Origin of the sequence: Clostridium carboxidivorans P7 (genome assembly GCF_001038625.1) — a bacterium.
Lineage (GTDB): Bacteria > Bacillota > Clostridia > Clostridiales > Clostridiaceae > Clostridium_AM > Clostridium_AM carboxidivorans.
This window is the reverse complement of the sequence record NZ_CP011803.1, coordinates 2,742,292-2,763,067: the sequence shown is the minus strand read 5'-3', so window position 1 is coordinate 2,763,067 and position 20,776 is coordinate 2,742,292. Positions and strand designations below refer to the sequence as shown.

The window sequence follows — 20,776 nt, the reverse complement described above, 5'->3', positions numbered from 1 at the left end:
TATTTGTGAGTTAATTGTAAACATGTTAATGTGAATTTTAATAAATATAACACAATTAGGACACTTTTTTGTTCAAGATATATTTTATTATTGTATTATACCCGACGGGTACAAAATTAAATGTATTGGAGGAATTAAAATGAAAAAGAAAAATTTAATTATAGCTTTAACAATGACACTTGCAGTAGGTATAGGAGCAACAGCATATGCAAGTGCAAGTACAGGATCAACTAGTGGTACCAATGGAAACAATACTACTCATCAAAGGGTTGGATTTGCAAGGGTTACAGGTACAAGTGGATATGATTATGTACAATCAATTTTAAAAAATAATCTTGGAATGACAGACAAAGAAATAACAGATGGTCTTAATTCAGGAAAAACAATGTATGATTTGGCAAAGGAAAAGGGTATGACAGAAGAGCAGTTTAAAGCAGCATTGCTTGAAGAAAGAAATAAGGCTGTAGATAAGGCAGTTGCAGATGGAAAGATAACTAAAGAAGAAGGAACTACCATGAAAGAAACGTTGAAAAACAATTTGGCAAACTGTACTGGTGTTCCTGGACAAGGAATGGGCAATGGAGGTAGAGGACATATGGGTCATGGAGGTAGAGGAACAGGGAGCTGTCATATCAATAATAGTGTGGAATAATGGAATAAAAGAGAATGGAATTTACTGTTCCATTCTCTTTTATCGTTGAGTATATAAAAATAAAATATAAATTATATATTTATATATTGCAATATTACGATATTATGATATAATGCTATTAGATGATTAATTGAAAGGAGTTTGTTTTATATGTTTTTGAAATTGTGGAAAAAGTATTCTTTTGTATTGTTAATAGCTTTTGTGTTAATGGGATTGATTGATTTAAGATTTGCAATGGCAGCTGCTATCTGCATGATAGCACCTATAATTGTATCTATATTTAGAGGAAGATTCTGGTGTGGAAATTTATGCCCAAGGGGAAACTTTTATGATAATATAGTTTCTAAATTTAGTAACAAAAGAAAAGTTCCAAAGTTTTTAAAATCTAATTATTTTAGAATCATAATAATGACATTTATGCTAACAATGTTTACATTGGGAATTAAGAAAAATTGGGGAAATCTTTATGGTATTGGCATGGTATTCTATAGAATAATTGTTGTTACTACCATAATAGGAATATTTTTATCTTTATTTTATAATCATAGAACCTGGTGTCACTTTTGTCCTATGGGAACTATAGCATCTTTTATATCAAGAGTTAGAAAAAATAAAAAAGTATTACAAGTATCCTCTAGCTGTGTATCATGTAAATTATGTGAGAAAAAGTGTTCACTTGGAATAGTTCCTTATGAATATAAAGGTGATTTATTAAGTCATCCTGATTGTATACAGTGTGGAAAATGTGTTACAGCATGTCCTAAAAAATCAATAGGATATGATAAAGTGGGTTAATTCTAAGATTATTGGAAAAGTAATAATATCAAAGTATTGTATATTAAAAGGAGTTGTTAATATGACAAAAGCATCAGAATATCATAAGCAAGGATTTACATGTGGTGAGGCTATGATAAAAAAATACAATGAAGAACATAATACTAATATACCAGTAAGTCTTGGCAGTAGTATGGGGATTGGATATACTATAGGAAGTTTATGTGGAGCTGTAGGAGGAGCAGCAACAGTAATAGGATTTTTAAAGGGCAGAGAAAGTAACCATGAAGTTAATGAAGCTAGAAAGTATACAAAAGAATTAATGATAAACATAAAAGAAAAATACGGAACAGAACTTTGCAGAGATTTAAAGAAAAGTGGTATCAGTTGTGCTGAAATTATAGATTATACTTATGAAACTTTAAATAAAATATTATAGTTATTAAGACGAGAAGTAAATAGAAATTAGGGTAGGATAGGTTATTATTAAGTGACTCGTACACTCAGGTGGAGGTTGCTTATAGAAAATACATATCTTACCCTAATTTTAATTAGTTATTGCAAGTGTTAATTTTAAGTGATACTATAATGTTAGTAAACCGGTTTCTAAAAGGAGAGGTGATATACATAAAGCCTGAGAAAAAAATTGTAATTGACGATGTGGCTAAAAAGGTAGGGGTGTCTAAGTCAACAGTATCAAGATATTTAAATGGGAAATTTGAATATATGTCACAAAAGACTAGAAAAAATATTGAAAAGGTAATTGATGAATTAGATTATAAACCGAATAGTATGGCCAGAAGTTTAAAACTTAAGAAGAGTATGCTTATACAAGTTATAATTGCAGATTTGACCAATCCGTTTTCATCTTTGTTAATAAAAGGTGTGGATGATGAATGTCGAAAATATGGATATAATGTTATAATAGCTAATACAGATAATGATAAGGATAAGGAAAGAGAATATCTTCTTTCTCTTACATCCCAGAACATAGATGGATTGATAATAAACGGTACTGGATATAATGGAAAATTACTAAAAGATGTATTAGATCAAGGCATTCCAGTTGTGGCTATGGACAGAATTATAGATGATAAGATATTTGATTCTGTTACAAGTAATAACTACGATATGACATTTAAAACTATAAATTATTTAATTGATTCTGGATTTGAAAATGTAGCATTATTTACCCAGCATGTAGATAAGATAAGTGTGAGGATTGAAAGAGAAAAAGCGTTTTTGGATGCTTGTAATAACAGATTAAATAGTTCCAATTTTAATGTTTATACTATAGATAGACATGATACAGGAAGTGTGGAACTTAGTTTATTTGATTTCTTGAATAATTATAAGGGGAGTAAGGCAATATTTGCTATTAATGGAGTAGTACTTTTAAATGTACTACAGCTTATAAATAAATTTAATTTAAGAATACCTGAGGATGTAGGAATTTGTGGGTATGATAATTGGGGATGGGCATCTTTGATATCACCTGGAATTACTACTATATCACAGCCATCCTATGACATTGGAATGAGATCAGCAAAGATACTTTTAGATAGAATAAAGCATGGCAAAGGTGAGAAGAATGTATGTATTTATTTAGGCTCTAAGCTTGAAATAAGAGGATCTACTGTACTTAGGTAAACTTGTGTACAACAAATGTAAACCGGTTTCTATAAAATACATTAAAATGTATAAATTAATTTATAAAAATGGAGGATATATATAATGAGCGAATTTTTAACTATTGGAGAGCCATTGACATTGTTTGCTGCCACTGGAGAAAGTGAAATTGATAAAGAACTAAAAGATGTGAAATTTTATGAAAAGTTTTTAGCAGGAGCAGAAGTTAATGTATGTGTTGGGCTCTCAAGACTTGGACATTCTACACAATATATTACTAAAATAGGACAAGATCCTTTTGGGTATTTTATAAAAGAAAGCTTAAAAAAAGAAAAAATAGGAACAGACTTTATAGGAGAAACTGATGAATATTTTACTGGATATCAATTGAAATCAAAAGTTAGTCATGGGGATCCAAAAATATTTTATTTTAGGAAAAATTCTGCAGCATCTCATTTTTCAACAGAAGATTTGAAAAATCTTGATATAAATGGATTAAAGCACATTCATTTAACAGGTATATTTCCAGCACTTTCTAAAAGTTGTAGAGAATCTGTTTATAAGTTGTTAAAAATCGCTAAGGAAAATAATATTACAATTACATTTGATCCAAATTTAAGATTACCTTTATGGAAAGATAAAGAAGAAATGAAACATGTAATAAATGATATAGCATTTAAGAGCGATATTGTGCTTCCAGGAATAAGTGAAGGACTAATATTGACAGGAAGCGATAATCCAGATGATATTGCAGATTTTTATTTAGATAAGGGAGTTAAAATTGTTATTATAAAACTTGGCAGCGAAGGTGCTTATGTAAAGTCTAAAGATGATTCCTTTATAGTAAAGGGTTTTAAGGTAGAAAAAGTTGTAGACACAGTAGGGGCAGGAGATGGCTTTGCAGTTGGTCTCATAAGTGGGTTATTGGAAGGTTTAGATGTTAAAGAGTCAGTCCAAAGGGGAAATGCTATAGGAGCACTTGCTGTAATGTCTGCAGGTGATAATGATGGTTATCCAGACAAAGCTCATCTTGATGAATTTATAAGTAAAAATAAGTAGAGTATAAAAACTATGTTTATTTTAAAATAAGTATAGTTTCTGGAATCAGATGAACATTTTTTTGCATTATTTTAGTAAAATGTATTGAATTTATGAAAGTGTATGCTATAATAAAAACATAACTACCATACAAGCATGGTAGCATGGTAGCATGGTTGTATGGTAATAAAAAAGGAGAATTAGTAAATGATTCTTGAGACAGGAAAAAAGTTAACAAGTAAAAGACTGTATCAAATTTTAAAAGAAGAGATTATAAAATTGCATTTAAGACCAGGACTTAGTATTTCTGAGAAAGGTATTTCAGAAAAGTTTGATGTAAGTAGAACTCCAGTTAGGGAAGCATTTTTACTTTTATCTCAAGAAGGGCTGTTGGATGTGTATCCACAAAAAGGGACTTTTGTGTCACTTATTGATTTGGATGCTGTAGAAGAAGCAAGATTTTTGCGCGAACATGTTGAAAGAGCAGTAGTTAAACTTGCATGTAATGAGTTTCCAGAAGAAAAAATGTTTTTCCTTGAAATGAATTTAAAAGTTCAAAAAATGTGTATGGATAAAAATGACTATACAGGCTTTTTTCAAGCAGATGAGGAATTTCATAAGACAATTTTTGAAGGGTGCAATAAAAAAAGAACCTGGGATACAATTTGTCAAGTTGAAGCAGATTTTCAACGTATTCGTTTATTATCATTATCTTTAAAGTTAAAATTAGATAATGTATATTCACAACACTTGGTAATTACAGATGCAATAAGAGATAAAAAGTTAGATATAGCTGATAAAGTTATGAGAGAACACTTGATTATGGTTAATTTTGATTCAGTTAAATTAAAAGAAAAGTATCAGGAATATTTTAAATAAATATATAAACTTATAAGTTTATATATTTAGGGTACATGCAAACGTTATTATTAAAAAGAGACTTGTCAAGAATATTCTAAAATGGGATATGAGTATTCTTGACAAAATCTCAAAGTAAAAAATTATACAAAATATATTATATCACAATTCAAAAAGAATATATATTCTTTTTGATATTATTAAATGTTAAATGGTTACTTAAGGAGGCATGATAAAAATAAGCTATAAAAATTTTTACAAAGCAAATATTTTAGAAAGAAGGTAGCAATGTGGATTTAAATAAGGAAGGTATAAAAAGAAAAGCTGAATGGGATAAAGCAAGTATAAAATTACCTCAGTTTGATTATGATGAAATATGCAAAAAAACCATAGAAAATCCAAAATGGGTTCACTTTGGGTCAGGCAATATTTTTAGGGGATTTATAGCTGCACTTCAGCAAAAGCTTTTAAATTTAGAAAAGGCTGATACTGGAATTGTTGCAGTGGAAACTTATGATTATGAAATCATAGATAAAATATATACACCCTATGACAATTTGAGTCTTCAAGTAATTATGAATCCAGATGGAAAGCTAAGTAATACTGTAATAGCAAGCATTGGAGAAAGTATTGCTGCAGATGCTGAAAGAGAAGAAAATTGGAAAAGACTTAATGAAATATTCTCAAATCCTTCCCTTCAAATGATAAGCTTTACTATAACTGAGAAGGGATATAAGTTGAAAAATTTAACTGGAAATTTTATCGATGAAGTAGCTGAAGACATAAAAGATGGACCAGTTAAACCTAGAAATGTAATGTCTAAAGTTACATCACTCTTATATACAAGATTTAAATCAGGAGAGCATCCAATTGCAGTAGTTAGTATGGATAATTGCTCTCATAATGGAGAAAAATTATATGACTCCATTAATACAATTGCAAATGAGTGGGCTAAAAATAAATTGGTTGAAAAGGAATTCATTGACTATATAAATAATGAAGAAAAAGTTACATTCCCTTGGAGTATGATAGATAAAATTACACCAAGGCCTTCTGATAAAGTTAAGAAGTTACTTAATTCAATTGGACTAAATAATGTTGAACCTGTTATAACAAGTAAAAACACTTATATAGCACCATTTGTAAATGCTGAAGGACCTCAGTATCTTGTCATTGAAAATAATTTTCCAAATGGACGTATGCCTCTTGAAGATGCAGGAGTGTATTTTACAAATAGAGAAACAGTAGAAAAAGTTGAGAGAATGAAAGTATGTACATGCCTTAATCCGCTTCATACATCTATGGCTGTATTTGGATGTTTACTTGGATATACTTTGATTGCAGATGAAATGAAAGATGATTGCATTACAAAACTTATAAAAAAAATAGGATATGATGAAGGAATGCCTGTTGTTACAAATCCTGGAATAATTGCTCCAGAAGATTTCATAGGAGAAGTCATCAAAATAAGACTTCCAAATCCATATATACCAGATACTCCACAGAGAATTGCAACTGATACATCACAAAAAGTTGGAATAAGATTTGGAGAGACAATTAAGGAATATGTAAAAAGAGATGATTTAGATCCAAAATCTTTAAAATATATACCTCTTGTTATTGCAGGATGGTGTAGATATATGCTTGGCATAGATGATAAAGGTGAAAAATTTGAAATTAGTTCAGATCCACTTTTAGAAACGCTGAAAAAATATTTAGTTACTGTTGAAATTGGAGAAAAGTATGTAGATGGAACCTTGAAGCCAATACTTTCAAATGAAGATATATTTGGTTTAGATCTTTATAAAGCTGGACTTGGCGAGAAGGTTGAAAATTATTTTGCTGAAATGGTTACAGGAGAGGGTGCAGTTAGAAATACACTCAAAAAATATTTAAATTGCTAATTAGAGAAAGGGATGTTTTTTATGAAGATGACATTTAGATGGTTTGGCGAAAATGATGATAGTGTTACACTTGATCAAATACGTCAAATACCCGCAGTTAAAGGAGTTGTAGGATTTTTACCTGATATTCCAGCTGGAGAGCTATGGCCTATGGAGCGAATACTTGAATATAAAAAAAATATAGAAGCTCATGGCTTGGAACTTGAAGTTATTGAAAGTGTAAATATTCATGAGGATATAAAACTTGGACTACCATCTAGGGATAAGTACATAGAAAATTATAAGGAGACAATAAAGAACTTAGGACAAGCAGGTATAAAGGTAATATGTTATAATTTTATGCCAGTGTTTGATTGGCTTAGAACAGATCTTGCTTATAAGCTTCCAGATGGATCAGAAGCAATGCTTTATGATGATGATAAATTAAAAGGATTAGATCCAATTGATCTTGTTAAAAGTACTGAAAAAAATTCTAATGGTTTTTCACTTCCAGGTTGGGAACCAGATAGACTTAAAGAATTGAAAAATGTATTAAAATTATATGAAAATGTGGATGAGGAAAAATTATTTGAAAACTATGAGTATTTCCTTAAAGCAATAATACCAACGTGTGAAAAATATGATGTTAAGATGGCAGTGCATCCAGATGACCCTGCGTGGAGTGTATTTGGACTTCCTAGAATAGTAAATTCAAAAGAAAATTTAGATAGAATAGTAAAAATGGTAGATAGTACTTATAATGGTATAACTTTATGTAGTGGAGCCTTAGGATCAAGTACTAAAAACAATATACCTGAACTAATAAGATATTTTGGAACTATGGGAAGAATACATTTTGCCCATGTTAGAAATATAAAAATACTATCTGAAAAGCAATTTCATGAAGTATCACATTTGTCAAGTGATGGATCCTTTGATATGTTTGAGATAATGAAGGCATATCATGATACAGGCTTTGAGGGATACATGAGACCTGATCATGGAAGAATGATATGGAATGAAAAGGCAAGACCCGGATATGGCTTGTATGACAGAGCTCTTGGAGTAACTTATTTAAATGGATTGTGGGAAGCAATTAAAAAAATGAGTAAATAAGATTGAGTTTATGCAAAAAATAGGCATTTTATATTCATAAATTGTCACTACGAAGACCGCCATCTTAATATGACAATTTATGAAATAAAATGTCTAGAAAATAAAACTTTTTAAACAATATCTAAAAATTATTTGCAAAATTTAGTATAACACAAATTAAATTAACTAACAAATGCTATTAAAAATAATTTATTATTTTTAATATTTATAAAAACGTTTTCTTATGTAGAATGTTAAGAAACATACATAAATTAAGATAAATAAAAATTTACTAAGTATATATAAAGGAGAGAAAAAAATTATGAAAATTGCAAGAGTTTATGGAAAAGATGATCTTAGATTAGAAGAAGTGGAAATACCTAAAATTACAAAATTAGATGATGTTCTAATAAAAACAAAAAGAGTTGGAATTTGTGGATCTGATGTTCATTTATACCATGGTGAAAATCCATTAGCTGTACTACCAAGGGTTATGGGACATGAAGTTGTTGGTGAAGTTGTTGAAATTGGAGATGATGTAAAAAATCTTAGTGTTGGTGATCATGTTGTAATCGAACCAATTAACTATTGTGGAAAATGCTATGCATGTCGTCATGGTATGCCTAATGTATGTAAGGATTTATCTGTATTTGGTGTTCATGAAGATGGTGGTATGAGAGAGTATTTCACAGTACCTGAAAAACAATGTCATGTAATGAATAAGGATTTAGATTGGGATACTGCAGTATTAGCTGAACCATATACAATTGGTGCAAATTCAACAGCACGTGGTGATGTTGGTGTTGGAGATACTGTGCTTATTCAAGGAGCAGGACCTATAGGAATATGTATACTTAAATTAGCTAAGATCAAAGGCGCAACAGTAATGATAACAGATGTTGTTGAAGATAAGTTGAAATTTGCTAAAGAAAATGGCGCAGATAGAGTTGTTAATGTTGCAAAAGAAGATATTAAAGAGGCAGTTAAAGATTGGACAAATGGAGAAGGTGTAAATAAGGTTATTGATGCAGTTGGATCTCCAAAGACATTTGAACTTGGATTTGATTTGGCATCACCAGCTGGTACTATTGTTGTTTTAGGATTTTCTGAGAAAGCATCACAAGTTCCACAGATGCCTATTACTAAAAATCAATTAACTGTTGTGGGTACTAGACTACAAGCATATCAATTTGATAATGTTATTCGTTTAATGGAATCTGGAATGTTAAAAAGTGATGGATTAATTACACATAAATTTAAATTTGATCAAGTTCAAGAAGCTCTTGATTTTATTGATAAAGATCCTGAGAAGGTTAAAAAAATGATTCTTACTTTTGAAGATTAGTTAAAATTACTCTGTGTTTGTTAAATCATTTAAGGTTAAGGCAGTTTGGAAATTAGGACTAGATATTAGAAAATAAAGTTAAAATTTTTTATAAATAGTTAGGAAGGTGTAGTAAAAATGGAGAAAAATGATAATAGTACTTATCAGATTGAAACAAAAGAATTGGTTAAAGTTGCTGCAAGTGGCTGGCTTGGAACTGCAATGGAATTTATGGATTTTCAGTTATATTCTCTTGCAGCAGCTATTGTTTTTAATAAGATATTTTTTCCAAATGCAAGTCCTGCGATGGGTTTAATAATGTCCATGGGAACATATGGAGCTGGATATGTTGCTAGGTTAGTTGGAGCATATATGTTTGGAAGAATTGGTGATAAAATGGGACGTAGAACAGTTCTTTTTGTTACTATAACTCTTATGGGACTTGCATCAACATTAATAGGTTTCTTGCCTACTTATGAAAAAGTTGGCATATTAGCTCCAATTGGATTAGTTGTACTGCGAATTTTTCAGGGTTTAGGTGCTGGAGCAGAAATAAGCGGTGCCGGTGTTATGGTTGCTGAGTTTTCAAAGGTGAAAACGAGAGGTTTAATTGGTAGTTTAGTTTGTTTAGGAACTTCATCTGGAACATTATTAGCGAATTTAATTTGGACTATCATTTTAACGAATATTAAAGGAAACGATTTGCTTACATGGGGATGGAGAATTCCGTTTTTTGCCTCTTTTATTGTCATGATTGCAGCAATTTTAATTAGAATGTTTGTTAAAGAAAGTCCAGTTATGGAAGAGAAGAAAAAGCTGCTTTTAAAAGAAAGAGAAGAAATAGGAAAAAATAGTAAACCAGTTAAAGCTGAGAGAAAAGGAAAGAAGAGCTTTTTAGTTGCTTTGGGATTACGTTTTGGACAAGCTGGTAATAGTGGTGTTTTACAAACATATCTAGCTGGTTTTGTTGTTACTGTTCTTTTGATGCAAAAAACTGTTGCAACTAATGCCAATATTATTTCATCTTTAGTATCTTTTATAACTATTCCTGTGGTTGGATATCTTGGCGATAAATTTGGAAGAAGAAAAATATATATGATTTTATCATTTGCTATGGCAGTTTACGCAATTCCAATGATGATGATGATTAATTCGAAAAATGTTGTTTTGCTGACAATTGGACTAGTAATCGGTTTGAATGTTGGTTGTCAAGGAATGTTTGCTTTAGAAAATGTAATGCTAAGTGAATTATTTGGATCAAAAAATAGAGTTACTTTGGTTTCTCTTGCTAAAGAAATAGCAGGTCTTATAGCTACTGGTTTTGGTCCTTTAATTGCAGCTAGTTGGGTATCAGCAGTTTCAGGCAGTTGGGTTCCAATTGCTATAATGCTTATTATATTTTCTTTAAGTACGTTCTTTAGTGCTTATGTTTCTGAAGATGTCACTGGAAGAGATTTAAATGATTTAGATGATGCAGCGTAATTTTAGTTATAGTTGACTTGAAAAAATAATTTTAAGTAAGGAGATATACGCAATGATTGAAAAAATTGAAACTTTAAGAAGAATTGAAGAAGTGGGTGTAGTAGCTGTTGTAAGGGCTGAAACTCCAGAATCTGCTGAAAAAATTTCTAAAGCATGTATAGATGGTGGTATACCTGCAATTGAACTTACTTTTACGGTGCCTGATGCAGATAAAGTAATAACTTCTTTAAAAAATAAATTTTCAAAAGATGAATTAATATTAGGTGCTGGAACAGTTTTAGATAGTGAAACTGCAAGAATAGCAATACTTGCAGGAGCCAAATACATTGTAAGTCCTGGTTTTAATTTAGAAACTGCTAAACTATGCAATAGATATCAAATACCTTATATGGCAGGTTGCATGACTGTGAATGAAATGATAACAGCAATGGAAGCTGGTGTGTCCATAATAAAATTATTTCCTGGAAGTGCTTATGGTCCAAGCATAGTAAAGGGCATAAAAGCACCTCTTCCACAGATACCTATTATGCCTACTGGTGGAGTAAGTCTGGATAATGTAGACCAGTGGATAAAAAATGGTTGTGTTGCTGTTGGAGTAGGTGGAAAACTTACTGCTGGAGCAGAAACTGGGGACTATGATAAAGTAACTGAAACTGCTAAGAAGTTCGTACAAAAAGTTAAGGAAGCAAGACTTTAAATTTGTTAATACCTCATATAAAATTATATAGTAAGGTTCTTATATATTATGAAATAAAGCCTATATCTTATTTTACATGGTAATTTAAGATATAAGGCTATTTTTTCATTTTAATATATAAACTTGTTGATAAAACTGTTTACATCATTTTCCAAGAGTGAATTACTCTTGAATTTTTTATCAACAATTAATTTTAGAAAGAGCAATTAAGTTAGTAGATCTTTATTTGACATATGTCATAAAAATAGTAAAATAAAATTAAAATGATATGTAGTAATAACTAAAATGAAGTGCTGATTTTGTTATAAATGAGGTGAATATTTATGCCTAGACCAAGAAAATGCAGAAGAGTATGCTGCTTACCGCAAAGAGATATATATGGCCCACTTAATGTTCCTATTGATGAAGAGGATTTTATAACCATGACTGTTGATGAATATGAAACCATACGACTAATTGATTTGGAAGGGTTTACTCAGGAAGAATGTGCCAATCAAATGAATATTGCACGTACAACAGTTCAAGGTATATATAATGATGCGAGAAGAAAACTTGCAGAGTCATTAGTGAATGGCAGGGTGCTAAGAATTGAGGGAGGAGATTATAAACTTTGTAATGGATTTGAAAAATTTTGTGGTGGCCCAAGATGCTGCAGACATGATTGTAATAGAAATTTTGTGAAAAATGAAGATAAAGATGTATTGAAATAAAAGTACTTCTAGGAAGCATAATTAATAGTATGAAGTAAAAGGAGTTACAAAAAATGAGCGAAAATTGTAAGCATAATCATAATGTATGCAGTAGTAAATACAGTGAGATTAACAGTTTTAAGGAGCGTGCGGTGGAATTGTTTAAGCAAGGGTATAATTGCTCACAGTCCGTATTTGAAGCTTTTTGTGAAGAATGTGGAATGGATTTTGAAACAGCGCTTAAAATATCATCTTCTTTTGGTGGAGGTATGGGTAGGCTGCGAGAGGTTTGTGGAGCAGTAAGCGGCATGTTTATGGTAGCTGGTATGAAGTATGGTTATGTTGATCCAGAGGATAGATTGTCAAAAGCAGAACATTATAAGCGTATTCAACAGCTTGCTGAGAAATTTAAAGAAAATAATGGCTCATTAATTTGTAGAGAACTTTTAGGACTATCTGTTCAAAGTGAAAGTTACATACCTGAGGAAAGAACAAAGGAATATTATAAAAAACGTCCCTGTGTAGAGATTGTTGCTAGTGCTGCAGAAATTATGTATGAATATATAAAATCCAATAAACAGAGTTCTTAGTATCAGGTGGATTTTTCATATCTAGGCAATTAATAAAGCCAGTTAGAATAATTTTAAAAACTATTCTAACTGGCTTTTTAATGGGTATATATTAAATAGAAATTAACTATGACATCCATGTTCATGTTCATGGCAGCAGTCACCAGAATCTACAAGTGAACCTTGAATCCAGCTATTAGCTACTGAATTTATGTCACCTGAACATCCACGTACTACATCAATGCCAGAATTCTTTAGTACTCTTACTGCACCTTCTCCCATATTACCTGCAAGCATAAGTGTAACACCCATTGCTGCAAGGGTCTGTGCAATATTTGATTTACAGCCACATCCTGCTGGTGATGGAACAACTTGTGAATCAACTACCTTTTTTGCAGCTGTATCAACTGTAAAAACAGTAAAGTATTCACAGTGACCAAAATGATCATCAATTTGATTTCCACGAGATGGCAATGCAATTTTCATGTATAAATACCTTCCTTCTAAATTATTTAACATATTATAAGTTATTGTCATATGCTCTTTATATATATAATAAACTTATATCTGACATATGTCAATAACAATAAAATAAAATTGCTCAAAGTAAAGCCAATACCTCTTTTTCTTTTCTCCTTGATAACTTAGTCAGTATGTTTATTTGCAGAAGTCTTTTAATGTCCATTTTTCATTAAATCTACTACTACAGGATCTTTTGATGCTATCCCTTGTTTCTTTAACTCTGTTATCTTTTCTTTAAATTGAGGAAGATACTTTTCATGTGCAACCAATAATTCATCTAATACTTGTCTAGATTCACTTCCCTTTTGAACTAATGGGTTTATTGTAAATGCTTGTAACGCTGTTCCGTAATCACCTGATAATGCAGCGTTTATAGTACATTCTTCCATTGCTTTCATAATCTGAAGCTGCCCTTTTTCAAAGGATCCCATGTCACCCCATACAATTGGTTCTGCTCCTTTAGCAGAAATTATGCATGAAACTTCAACAATAGAATCTGGACTAAGACAAGGTATAGCTCCATTATTTTGTGTACTTACCACCATACGAATTCCCTTATTATTATATATTGCACTTATGCATTCACAAGCTGCATCACTATAATATGCTCCTCCACGTTTTTGAAGTTCTTCAGGCTTTTTATTTAAGTTTGGATTTTTATATATTTCAAAGAGAGAAGCTTCTACTTCTTTCATTTGTTCTGCACGAGTTCCACCTTTTTTGAATTCTTCTATGCTGTGCTCTAACATCTCTTTTTCTGAGTAGTAATAACGATGATATCCACAAGGCAGCAAATTCATGGAATGCAATAATTCTAATGGAAATTCAGCTTGATAAATGTTAACCGGTGTCCCACCACCTTTTTCATTAATATGCTCTATTAACTGATAAGTTATATCTCTTCCATTTTCATCAAATACTTTATGCCAATGAAAATGGTTTAGTCCTGCAAATTGATAATTTAACTCTGAAGTTTGTTTTTCAATAATTTTTGGTTCATTCATCATTGCAATCACTGGAACATTACACAATCCAATACACTTTTTCCATCCAAAATGTTTAATTACTGCTTCTGTAATAATTCCACTAGGATTAGTAAAATTAATTAGCCATGCATCTGGACATAACATCTTCATATCTTCAACAATTTCTTTTATTACTGGAATTGTTCTAAATGATTTAAACATTCCACCTGCGCCATTAGTTTCTTGTCCTAACATTCCATGTAGAGATGGTATCCTCTCATCTTTAATTCTTGCATCTAATAACCCAACTCTAAATTGCGTTGTTACAAAATCAGCACCTTTTAATGCTTCCTTTCTATTTAAGGTTGTAATTACTTTTACATCGTATGGTGTAGCATCCCACATACGTTGTGCTAGCTTTCCAATTATATCTAACTTTTCTTTTCCATCTTCAATATCAACTAACCAAATTTCACTTATTGGCATTTCATCATATCGCTTAATAAAACCTTCAATCAATTCTGGTGTATAGCTGCTTCCACCTCCAATAGTTACAATTTTTATAGGATTCTTCATATATTTTTCCTCCAATCTATTTATTTGCTTATATAATTTTTTGAATTTTAAATAAAAGAAAATTTTTATGGTTATAATATATTACCTGTAACTACTTAAATCAATGGATGTAAGCTATTCTGATACTTTTTTTAAAAATTACCATTAATCTACACATTATATTGAAACTTTTTGAAACTTTTAATTAATTTTCACATTCCAAATTAAAAAAAGCCCATCAGAAATTTTTTCTAATGAGCTTTTAACAATGTAATAAAAATAGTATTTTTCCTATTCGTTAATATTTCTATCATCAACAATATTTTCAACCTCTTTAATATAATGTATATTTCTCTCATAATCTATTTTAAAAATGCAGCTAAAAATCACATCTAACATGTACTGCATTGCAATATGCGATGAAAACTGAGATATTCTATTTCTTAAATTTTCTCTATTGCTTATATATAAATTATGCTTTATATGATTTGATTCAACACTCTTTCCAAGCCTGCCTATCCAAATTATTTCTATCTCCTTTTTATGTAATATTTTCACAATGGAAGGTAAAAAAGCTGCCTTTCCTGAATATGATAAAATAATAGCTGCATGATTCTTTTTAGATGCTGTTGCAGTACAGCGCTGTTCATAAAATGATTTTGGACAATTAACCAGTTTCCCAATTGAGCGCATTTTATCTTGAAAATTTTCTGCAACATTAATATTATGTGCATGGGTATATATATCTATAATATCTGCATTTTGCAGTAATTTAACAGATTTATTCAACACCTCTAAATCAATAGAGTTATAAGTATCAGCTATTGATGCTTCATATAATTTTAACAGCTTCTGAGCTATTATTTTTTGAGTATCATTAGAATCAAATGGAAAATTAACATCAATTTCAGTATCAATTTTACTTTCTTCCACAATGTCTTGAGCAAGTTTTACCTTAAGTTCATTAAATCCATTAATTTCTATTTTCTTACAAAACCTATGAATTCCAGATTTTGATATAAAGGTTTCCTCAGAAAGCTTTTGAATAGATAATTTTTCAATTCCCTTTTTATTTTGTAGAATGTATTGTGCTAATTGACTTTCTGTTGGGGTTAAATTATCACAGCATTTAATCATATTTTCTATTGTCATAATAACCTCCTAGGTTGTTTCATCTTAAATTTTTAATTTAATCTTAACACAAATACATTCTTTTTATTATATCAATTTGCTTTTTATAAAAAAGCTCTTACTTATTTACATTATGTGTTAAGCATGAAAAATAGGAGTTTGTTATATTTTAAATTTCTATCATGATTGACAAATGTGTTTAGCAGCTATATACTATTGCTATGATGAATATGAAATTTAAAAATAGAAATAAAATAAGTTATACTTTTTTAAGAATAGTATCAAAAATTTCCGAATTTGATAAGAAAACTAGATATTATGGGACGGATAAACCCTTATATGAAGCTGAAATTCACATGATCAAATCCATAAAAGAAAATGAAGGTATTCATGTGACAGGTTTGGCTGATATGCTTGGAGTTACGAAAGGAGCAGTTTCCCAGATTATTATGAAGCTTGACCGTAAAGGTATGATTATTAAAGATACTGATCCCCGCAATCAGTCAAGACTTTTGTTAAGGCTGACTTCAAAGGGGGAGATAGCCTATATGCATCATGAAAAGTTACATAAAAAATATGAAGAGATTTTTGACGATTTACTTGAAAATGCAGCAGAAGAAAACAAGACATTTTTTAGAGAATTGCTTAACTCATTAGAAAAGCAAATTGATGCTTTTGAAAAATAAATGCATATTGAATTTTAATTATGAAAGGTTAATGGAAAAATGGGGGTAATTATAAGTAAGGTGTTTTTTTATCAAAAGAGTATAGATACTATACACATAATAGATGATAACTATGCTAAACCACCTTAAGCAAAATCAAATATAGGATATATTTTTTTAAAGAAAGTGTATATCAACTATACACACTAGAAAGGATATGATATTTTTGAATTCTAAAAATGAAAAACTTAAAATGATGCGTGATGAAAAGATTCCTAAAGTATTGTTGAAAATGGGTGTGCCTATTATGATAGGCATGATGATTTCTGCACTTTACAGTGTGGTGGATGCTTACTTCGTAGGTGGTCTTGGAACTAGTCAGATGGGAGCTGTGTCCATTGCATTTCCAATTGTACAGGTTATAATCGGACTTGGCATGACCTTTGGAAGTGGTGCAGCATCTTACATTGCAAGGCTCCTTGGAGAAGAGAAAACTGACAGAGCAAATCAAACAGCTTCAACTGCACTGGTTTCTAGTTTAATTGTTGGCATTATTTCTATAGCTATAGCTTTATGTTTTCTTGATGACATATTGGTTGGTTTGGGAGCTACAAGAACAATACTACCATATGCAAGAGAATTTGCAGTTATATATATTACAGGTTCAATTTTAAACATTTTTATTGTTACTATGAACAATATTGTAACCTCTGAAGGTATGTCGAAACTAACTATGACCTCTATGCTGCTCAGCGGTGTGCTCAATATTATATTAAATCCAATTTTAATATATCCTCTAGGTCTTGGAATTAGAGGATCAGCCATTTCAACTGTTATATCACAAGGTGCAGCTTCTATTTTGTACATTTGGTACATGTTAAGTAAAAAAGGATGTTTGAGATTTTCTATAGGTAACTTTAGATTTGATACTGCCATTTTTGTAGAGATTTTTAAAGTTGGAATTCCAATTTTTGTTTCTCAACTGTTATCAAGCACTTCAATGGCACTTTCTAATACTGCAGCAAGCTGTTATGGTGATTCAGCGGTAGCGGCCATTGGTGTTGTAACTCGTATCATGGCACTTGGAAGTTATGTGGTTTTTGGATTTATGAGGGGATACCAGCCAGTTGCAGGATATAATTATGGTGCAAAAAACTATGATAGATTGAAGGAAGCAACAAAGGTATCAATTAAGTGGTCAACAATATTCTGTATTGTTACTGCATTCATTTTAATCTTAATTCCTGGACAAATTGTATATTTGTTTTCTAAAAATGATGCGATGCTGATTGATATAGGCAGCAGAGCACTTAGAGCAAGCGGGATTGCATTTATACTGTTTGGATTTGAACAAGTATATATGTGTTTATTCCTTGCTTTAGGAATTGGCAAAGAAGGAGGAATTCTCAGTATCAGTCGTCAAGGCTTATTCTTTATTCCCGCCATTTTGATTATGCCAAGGTTTTTTGGTATTGAAGGTGTAATTTGGGCACAGCCTGCAGGGGATTTGTTTACTGTAATTTTAACCATAATATTTGCTCTATCGTTAAATAGAAAGCTTAAGATTTTAAAGACAGAAACTTTTTCAGGGAGTGGAATTTAAAATAAAAAATCTCCATATTTCCTCCACATTTATTAGTTATAATTAATTCAAATAATAAATTAGAAGCAGTTAAAAATTAATGTTTATAGGAGGGAATAAATATGCTTTGTGGATTTAGAGGTTCAGATTTAGTATTTAACCCATGGATGTCCATAATGATGGGAGTTAGAATATTATTATTTATAATTTTAGTAGTTGTTGTAGTAAAGCTTGTAAAAAGTTATATGGTGAATTCTAGTAGTGCTATGAAAATACTTGATGAAAAGTTTGCTAGTGGAGAAATTAGTGATGAAGAATATACAAGAAGAAGAACTATTATAATGAAGAAAAGATAAAGTTTTTAACACGGAACCCTCTGGTTTTATTGACTAGAGGGTTGCTTTGTATTTATAAATTATTGAAATTATAAGTAGAATAAAATATAATCAAGCTAAAATTAAGATGTTTTTTATGAAGAGGTGATAATAGTGAATGATATAAAGAAAATATTGGTGGTGGATGATGAACCTAATATTGTTGAAGTGGTAGAAGCTTATTTAAGAAAAGAAGGATTTCAGGTAGTAACTGCTGAGAATGGTGAGAAAGCATTAAGATTGTTTAAAGAAGAAGTAATTCATTTAGTTATTTTGGATTTAATGCTTCCAAGGATATCAGGAGAGGAAATTTGCAATAAAATAAGGGCTGTATCCGATGTTCCTATAATTATGTTAACAGCTAAATCAGAAGAAGAAGATAAAATTAGTGGTTTAGCCATTGGAGCAGATGATTATTTAACTAAACCTTTTAGTGTGCGTGAATTAGTTGGAAGGGTAAAGGCTTTAATTAGAAGAACATATAGAGATTCCAGTCCGCTTGCTGATTATTTGCTTTTTAATAATGGTGACTTAGAGGTACAAATAAAGAAAATGAAGGTAAAAAAAGCTGGTGAGTATGTAAATTTAACTGCCAATGAATTCAAGGTATTATTGGCATTATTAACAAATCCAGGTCAGGTGTTTTCAAGGGAGCAATTAGTACAAAAGGCTTTCGGAGAAGACTATGAAGGCTTTGATAGGACTATTGATAGCTATATTAAAAATATAAGACAAAAAATAGAGGATAACCATAAAGAACCTAAATATATTATCACTGTTTATGGTATAGGATACAAATTTTTGGATTAGTGATGACATAATAATTTGAAACTTTACAATGAATGGAGTGGATTCAAATGAAAATGTCCTTGATGAAAAAATTATCTATAGGTTTTCTTCTTGCTGTAGTGGGTGCAATATTGATATCAGTTTTTATTTCAAATTATATGGTGGGAAAAAAATTCAATAATTACTTGTTGGATGAACAGAAAGATAAAGTGAATAAAATTGTAGCTACTGCTCAGGATTTATATGATGATAAAACTGGATTTTCTAATTTTAACAAGGATGAATTATTAAGATATGCAGTATTAGAGGAACTTTATATACAGGTTAAAGATATAAATGGAAATGTTGTATTTGATTCAGGTAATTCTCATCTTCAACATAAAAATATGATGGAGTCAATGATGGGAAATATGATGAAAGGTGGCATGAGTAAATATTCTCATATGAATTTAGGAGAATATAAAGAAGAAAATTATTCTCTTATAAAAAATAAAAAGAATATTGGTAAAATAGTTGTTGGATATTTTGGAACTTCGTATTTAAATCAGGGAGCTGTAACTTTTAAAATGACATTAAACCATTCCTTTATACTTTCAGGTTTTATAGCATTGATATTTGGTCTGGGAGTAAGTTTCATTTTAGCTAAACAGCTCACTAAGCCATTAGTTAGAATAACTAAAACTGCTAATGAAATGAGAAAGGGTAATTTAGCTGTTCGTTCACAGGTTAAAAGTGAAACTAGAGAAATACAGGAATTATCAGCCTCTATAAACTATTTAGCGGAAACCTTGCAAAATCAAGAAATGCTCAGAAAAAGAATGACTTCAGATATGGCACATGAAATTAGAACACCTCTTACTACACTTAAAACTCATGTAGAAGCATTATTAGATGGTATATGGGAGCCAACAGAAGAAAGATTTCAAGTTTTTTATGATGAAATAGAGAGATTGATAAATTTAGTTAATAAGCTTCAAAACTTAGCAAAATTGGAACAAGCAGATTTAAAATTAAATAGTACAAAATTCAATTTATCAGAGGAATTGAAAAAAACCATATCGAACTTTGAACCTTTGTATTTAAAAAATAATTATACTATTGAAGCTAAAATTTATAAAGACATATGGGTATACATGGATAGAGATAAGTTAAAGCAAATAATGCATAATTTATTGTCAAATAGCTACAAGTATTTAAAATCAAATGGAAAAGTAGTAGTAGAATTGAAAGAAGAAGAAGGCATTTGTATCAAGGTTAAAGACAATGGAATTGGTATACCGGAAAAGGATTTGCCTTATATATTTGAAAGATTTTACAGAACAGATTTGTCTCGAACAAAAAATACTGGAGGATCTGGAATAGGATTGACCATAACAAAAAGTTTGGTGGAATGTCATAATGGGAAGATAAGTGTGGAAAGTAAAGAAAAAGAAGGAAGTACATTTGTAGTATGGTTTCCAAAGGAAATTATTTGTGAAGATAAGTAATATATTAAATATAATT

At 30.4% G+C, this 20,776-nt stretch carries 21 protein-coding genes; 18 read left to right on the top strand and 3 right to left on the bottom strand.

The genetic code is table 11. The features are described 5' to 3' along the window. The first annotated feature begins 139 nt into the window (after positions 1-139). The 13 genes from Ccar_RS12090 to Ccar_RS12030 all read left to right on the top strand — a co-directional run bounded on the left by Ccar_RS12090 (position 140) and on the right by Ccar_RS12030 (position 12,711). Complete coding sequence (locus Ccar_RS12090; RefSeq protein ID WP_007062316.1) at positions 140-652, top strand: hypothetical protein; 513 nt, start codon at positions 140-142, stop codon at positions 650-652. A gap of 150 nt (positions 653-802) precedes the next feature. Next, positions 803-1,447 (top strand): 4Fe-4S binding protein, encoded by a 645-nt coding sequence (locus Ccar_RS12085; RefSeq protein ID WP_007062317.1) that lies wholly within the window; start codon positions 803-805, stop codon positions 1,445-1,447. Between the two features lie 61 nt (positions 1,448-1,508). Continuing rightward, positions 1,509-1,865, top strand: coding sequence for a C-GCAxxG-C-C family (seleno)protein (locus Ccar_RS12080; RefSeq protein ID WP_007064975.1), 357 nt, complete (start codon positions 1,509-1,511; stop codon positions 1,863-1,865). 179 nt (positions 1,866-2,044) lie between these two features. Then, a complete protein-coding gene (locus tag Ccar_RS12075; protein ID WP_237737356.1) occupies positions 2,045-3,076 on the top strand; it encodes a LacI family DNA-binding transcriptional regulator in 1,032 nt (343 codons plus the stop codon). Positions 3,077-3,160: 84 nt separating this feature from the next. Then, positions 3,161-4,114 (top strand): sugar kinase, encoded by a 954-nt coding sequence (locus tag Ccar_RS12070; RefSeq protein WP_007064977.1) that lies wholly within the window; start codon positions 3,161-3,163, stop codon positions 4,112-4,114. A gap of 186 nt (positions 4,115-4,300) precedes the next feature. Further along, positions 4,301-4,972, top strand: coding sequence for a GntR family transcriptional regulator (locus Ccar_RS12065; RefSeq protein ID WP_007064978.1), 672 nt, complete (start codon positions 4,301-4,303; stop codon positions 4,970-4,972). Positions 4,973-5,241: 269 nt separating this feature from the next. After that, positions 5,242-6,855, top strand: a complete 1,614-nt coding sequence (locus Ccar_RS12060; RefSeq protein ID WP_007062324.1) for a mannitol dehydrogenase family protein — start codon at positions 5,242-5,244, stop codon at positions 6,853-6,855. Positions 6,856-6,876: 21 nt separating this feature from the next. Continuing rightward, positions 6,877-7,950 (top strand): mannonate dehydratase, encoded by a 1,074-nt coding sequence (gene uxuA, locus Ccar_RS12055; RefSeq protein ID WP_007064979.1) that lies wholly within the window; start codon positions 6,877-6,879, stop codon positions 7,948-7,950. Between the two features lie 301 nt (positions 7,951-8,251). Further along, positions 8,252-9,274, top strand: coding sequence for a zinc-binding alcohol dehydrogenase family protein (locus tag Ccar_RS12050; RefSeq protein WP_007062327.1), 1,023 nt, complete (start codon positions 8,252-8,254; stop codon positions 9,272-9,274). A 117-nt stretch (positions 9,275-9,391) separates the two neighbouring features. Continuing rightward, positions 9,392-10,735, top strand: a complete 1,344-nt coding sequence (locus tag Ccar_RS12045) for an MFS transporter (protein WP_007062328.1) — start codon at positions 9,392-9,394, stop codon at positions 10,733-10,735. Positions 10,736-10,787: 52 nt separating this feature from the next. After that, complete coding sequence (locus tag Ccar_RS12040) at positions 10,788-11,432, top strand: bifunctional 4-hydroxy-2-oxoglutarate aldolase/2-dehydro-3-deoxy-phosphogluconate aldolase (RefSeq protein ID WP_007062329.1); 645 nt, start codon at positions 10,788-10,790, stop codon at positions 11,430-11,432. Positions 11,433-11,755: 323 nt separating this feature from the next. Beyond that, positions 11,756-12,142: a DUF134 domain-containing protein gene (locus tag Ccar_RS12035; RefSeq protein ID WP_007062330.1), complete on the top strand. Its 387-nt coding sequence runs from the start codon at positions 11,756-11,758 to the stop codon at positions 12,140-12,142. 53 nt (positions 12,143-12,195) lie between these two features. Next, positions 12,196-12,711, top strand: a complete 516-nt coding sequence (locus Ccar_RS12030; RefSeq protein WP_007062331.1) for a C-GCAxxG-C-C family protein — start codon at positions 12,196-12,198, stop codon at positions 12,709-12,711. Between the two features lie 102 nt (positions 12,712-12,813). Here Ccar_RS12030 and Ccar_RS12025 read toward each other — a convergent pair whose 3' ends face one another. From Ccar_RS12025 to Ccar_RS12015, 3 genes are all read right to left on the bottom strand, one after another. Next, positions 12,814-13,176, bottom strand: coding sequence for a NifB/NifX family molybdenum-iron cluster-binding protein (locus tag Ccar_RS12025; RefSeq protein WP_007064980.1), 363 nt, complete (start codon positions 13,174-13,176; stop codon positions 12,814-12,816). 188 nt (positions 13,177-13,364) lie between these two features. Continuing rightward, complete coding sequence (locus tag Ccar_RS12020) at positions 13,365-14,753, bottom strand: 6-phospho-beta-glucosidase (RefSeq protein WP_007062333.1); 1,389 nt, start codon at positions 14,751-14,753, stop codon at positions 13,365-13,367. Positions 14,754-15,023: 270 nt separating this feature from the next. Continuing rightward, positions 15,024-15,884 carry a MurR/RpiR family transcriptional regulator gene (locus Ccar_RS12015; protein ID WP_007062334.1) on the bottom strand — a complete coding sequence of 287 codons (861 nt, stop codon included), beginning with the start codon at positions 15,882-15,884 and terminating at the stop codon, positions 15,024-15,026. A 200-nt stretch (positions 15,885-16,084) separates the two neighbouring features. Here Ccar_RS12015 and Ccar_RS12010 point away from each other — a divergent pair, with 200 nt between their 5' ends. The 5 genes from Ccar_RS12010 (at position 16,085) to Ccar_RS11990 (ending at position 20,760) form a co-directional block, all read left to right on the top strand. Continuing rightward, positions 16,085-16,549, top strand: coding sequence for a MarR family winged helix-turn-helix transcriptional regulator (locus Ccar_RS12010; protein WP_007062335.1), 465 nt, complete (start codon positions 16,085-16,087; stop codon positions 16,547-16,549). Positions 16,550-16,754: 205 nt separating this feature from the next. Continuing rightward, positions 16,755-18,131: an MATE family efflux transporter gene (locus Ccar_RS12005; protein WP_007062336.1), complete on the top strand. Its 1,377-nt coding sequence runs from the start codon at positions 16,755-16,757 to the stop codon at positions 18,129-18,131. 101 nt (positions 18,132-18,232) lie between these two features. Beyond that, positions 18,233-18,466: an SHOCT domain-containing protein gene (locus Ccar_RS12000; protein WP_007062337.1), complete on the top strand. Its 234-nt coding sequence runs from the start codon at positions 18,233-18,235 to the stop codon at positions 18,464-18,466. Between the two features lie 132 nt (positions 18,467-18,598). Further along, complete coding sequence (locus Ccar_RS11995; protein ID WP_007062338.1) at positions 18,599-19,294, top strand: response regulator transcription factor; 696 nt, start codon at positions 18,599-18,601, stop codon at positions 19,292-19,294. Positions 19,295-19,341: 47 nt separating this feature from the next. After that, entirely contained in the window at positions 19,342-20,760 is a 1,419-nt protein-coding gene (locus tag Ccar_RS11990) for a HAMP domain-containing sensor histidine kinase (protein WP_007062339.1), read from the top strand. The last annotated feature ends 16 nt before the right edge of the window (positions 20,761-20,776 follow it).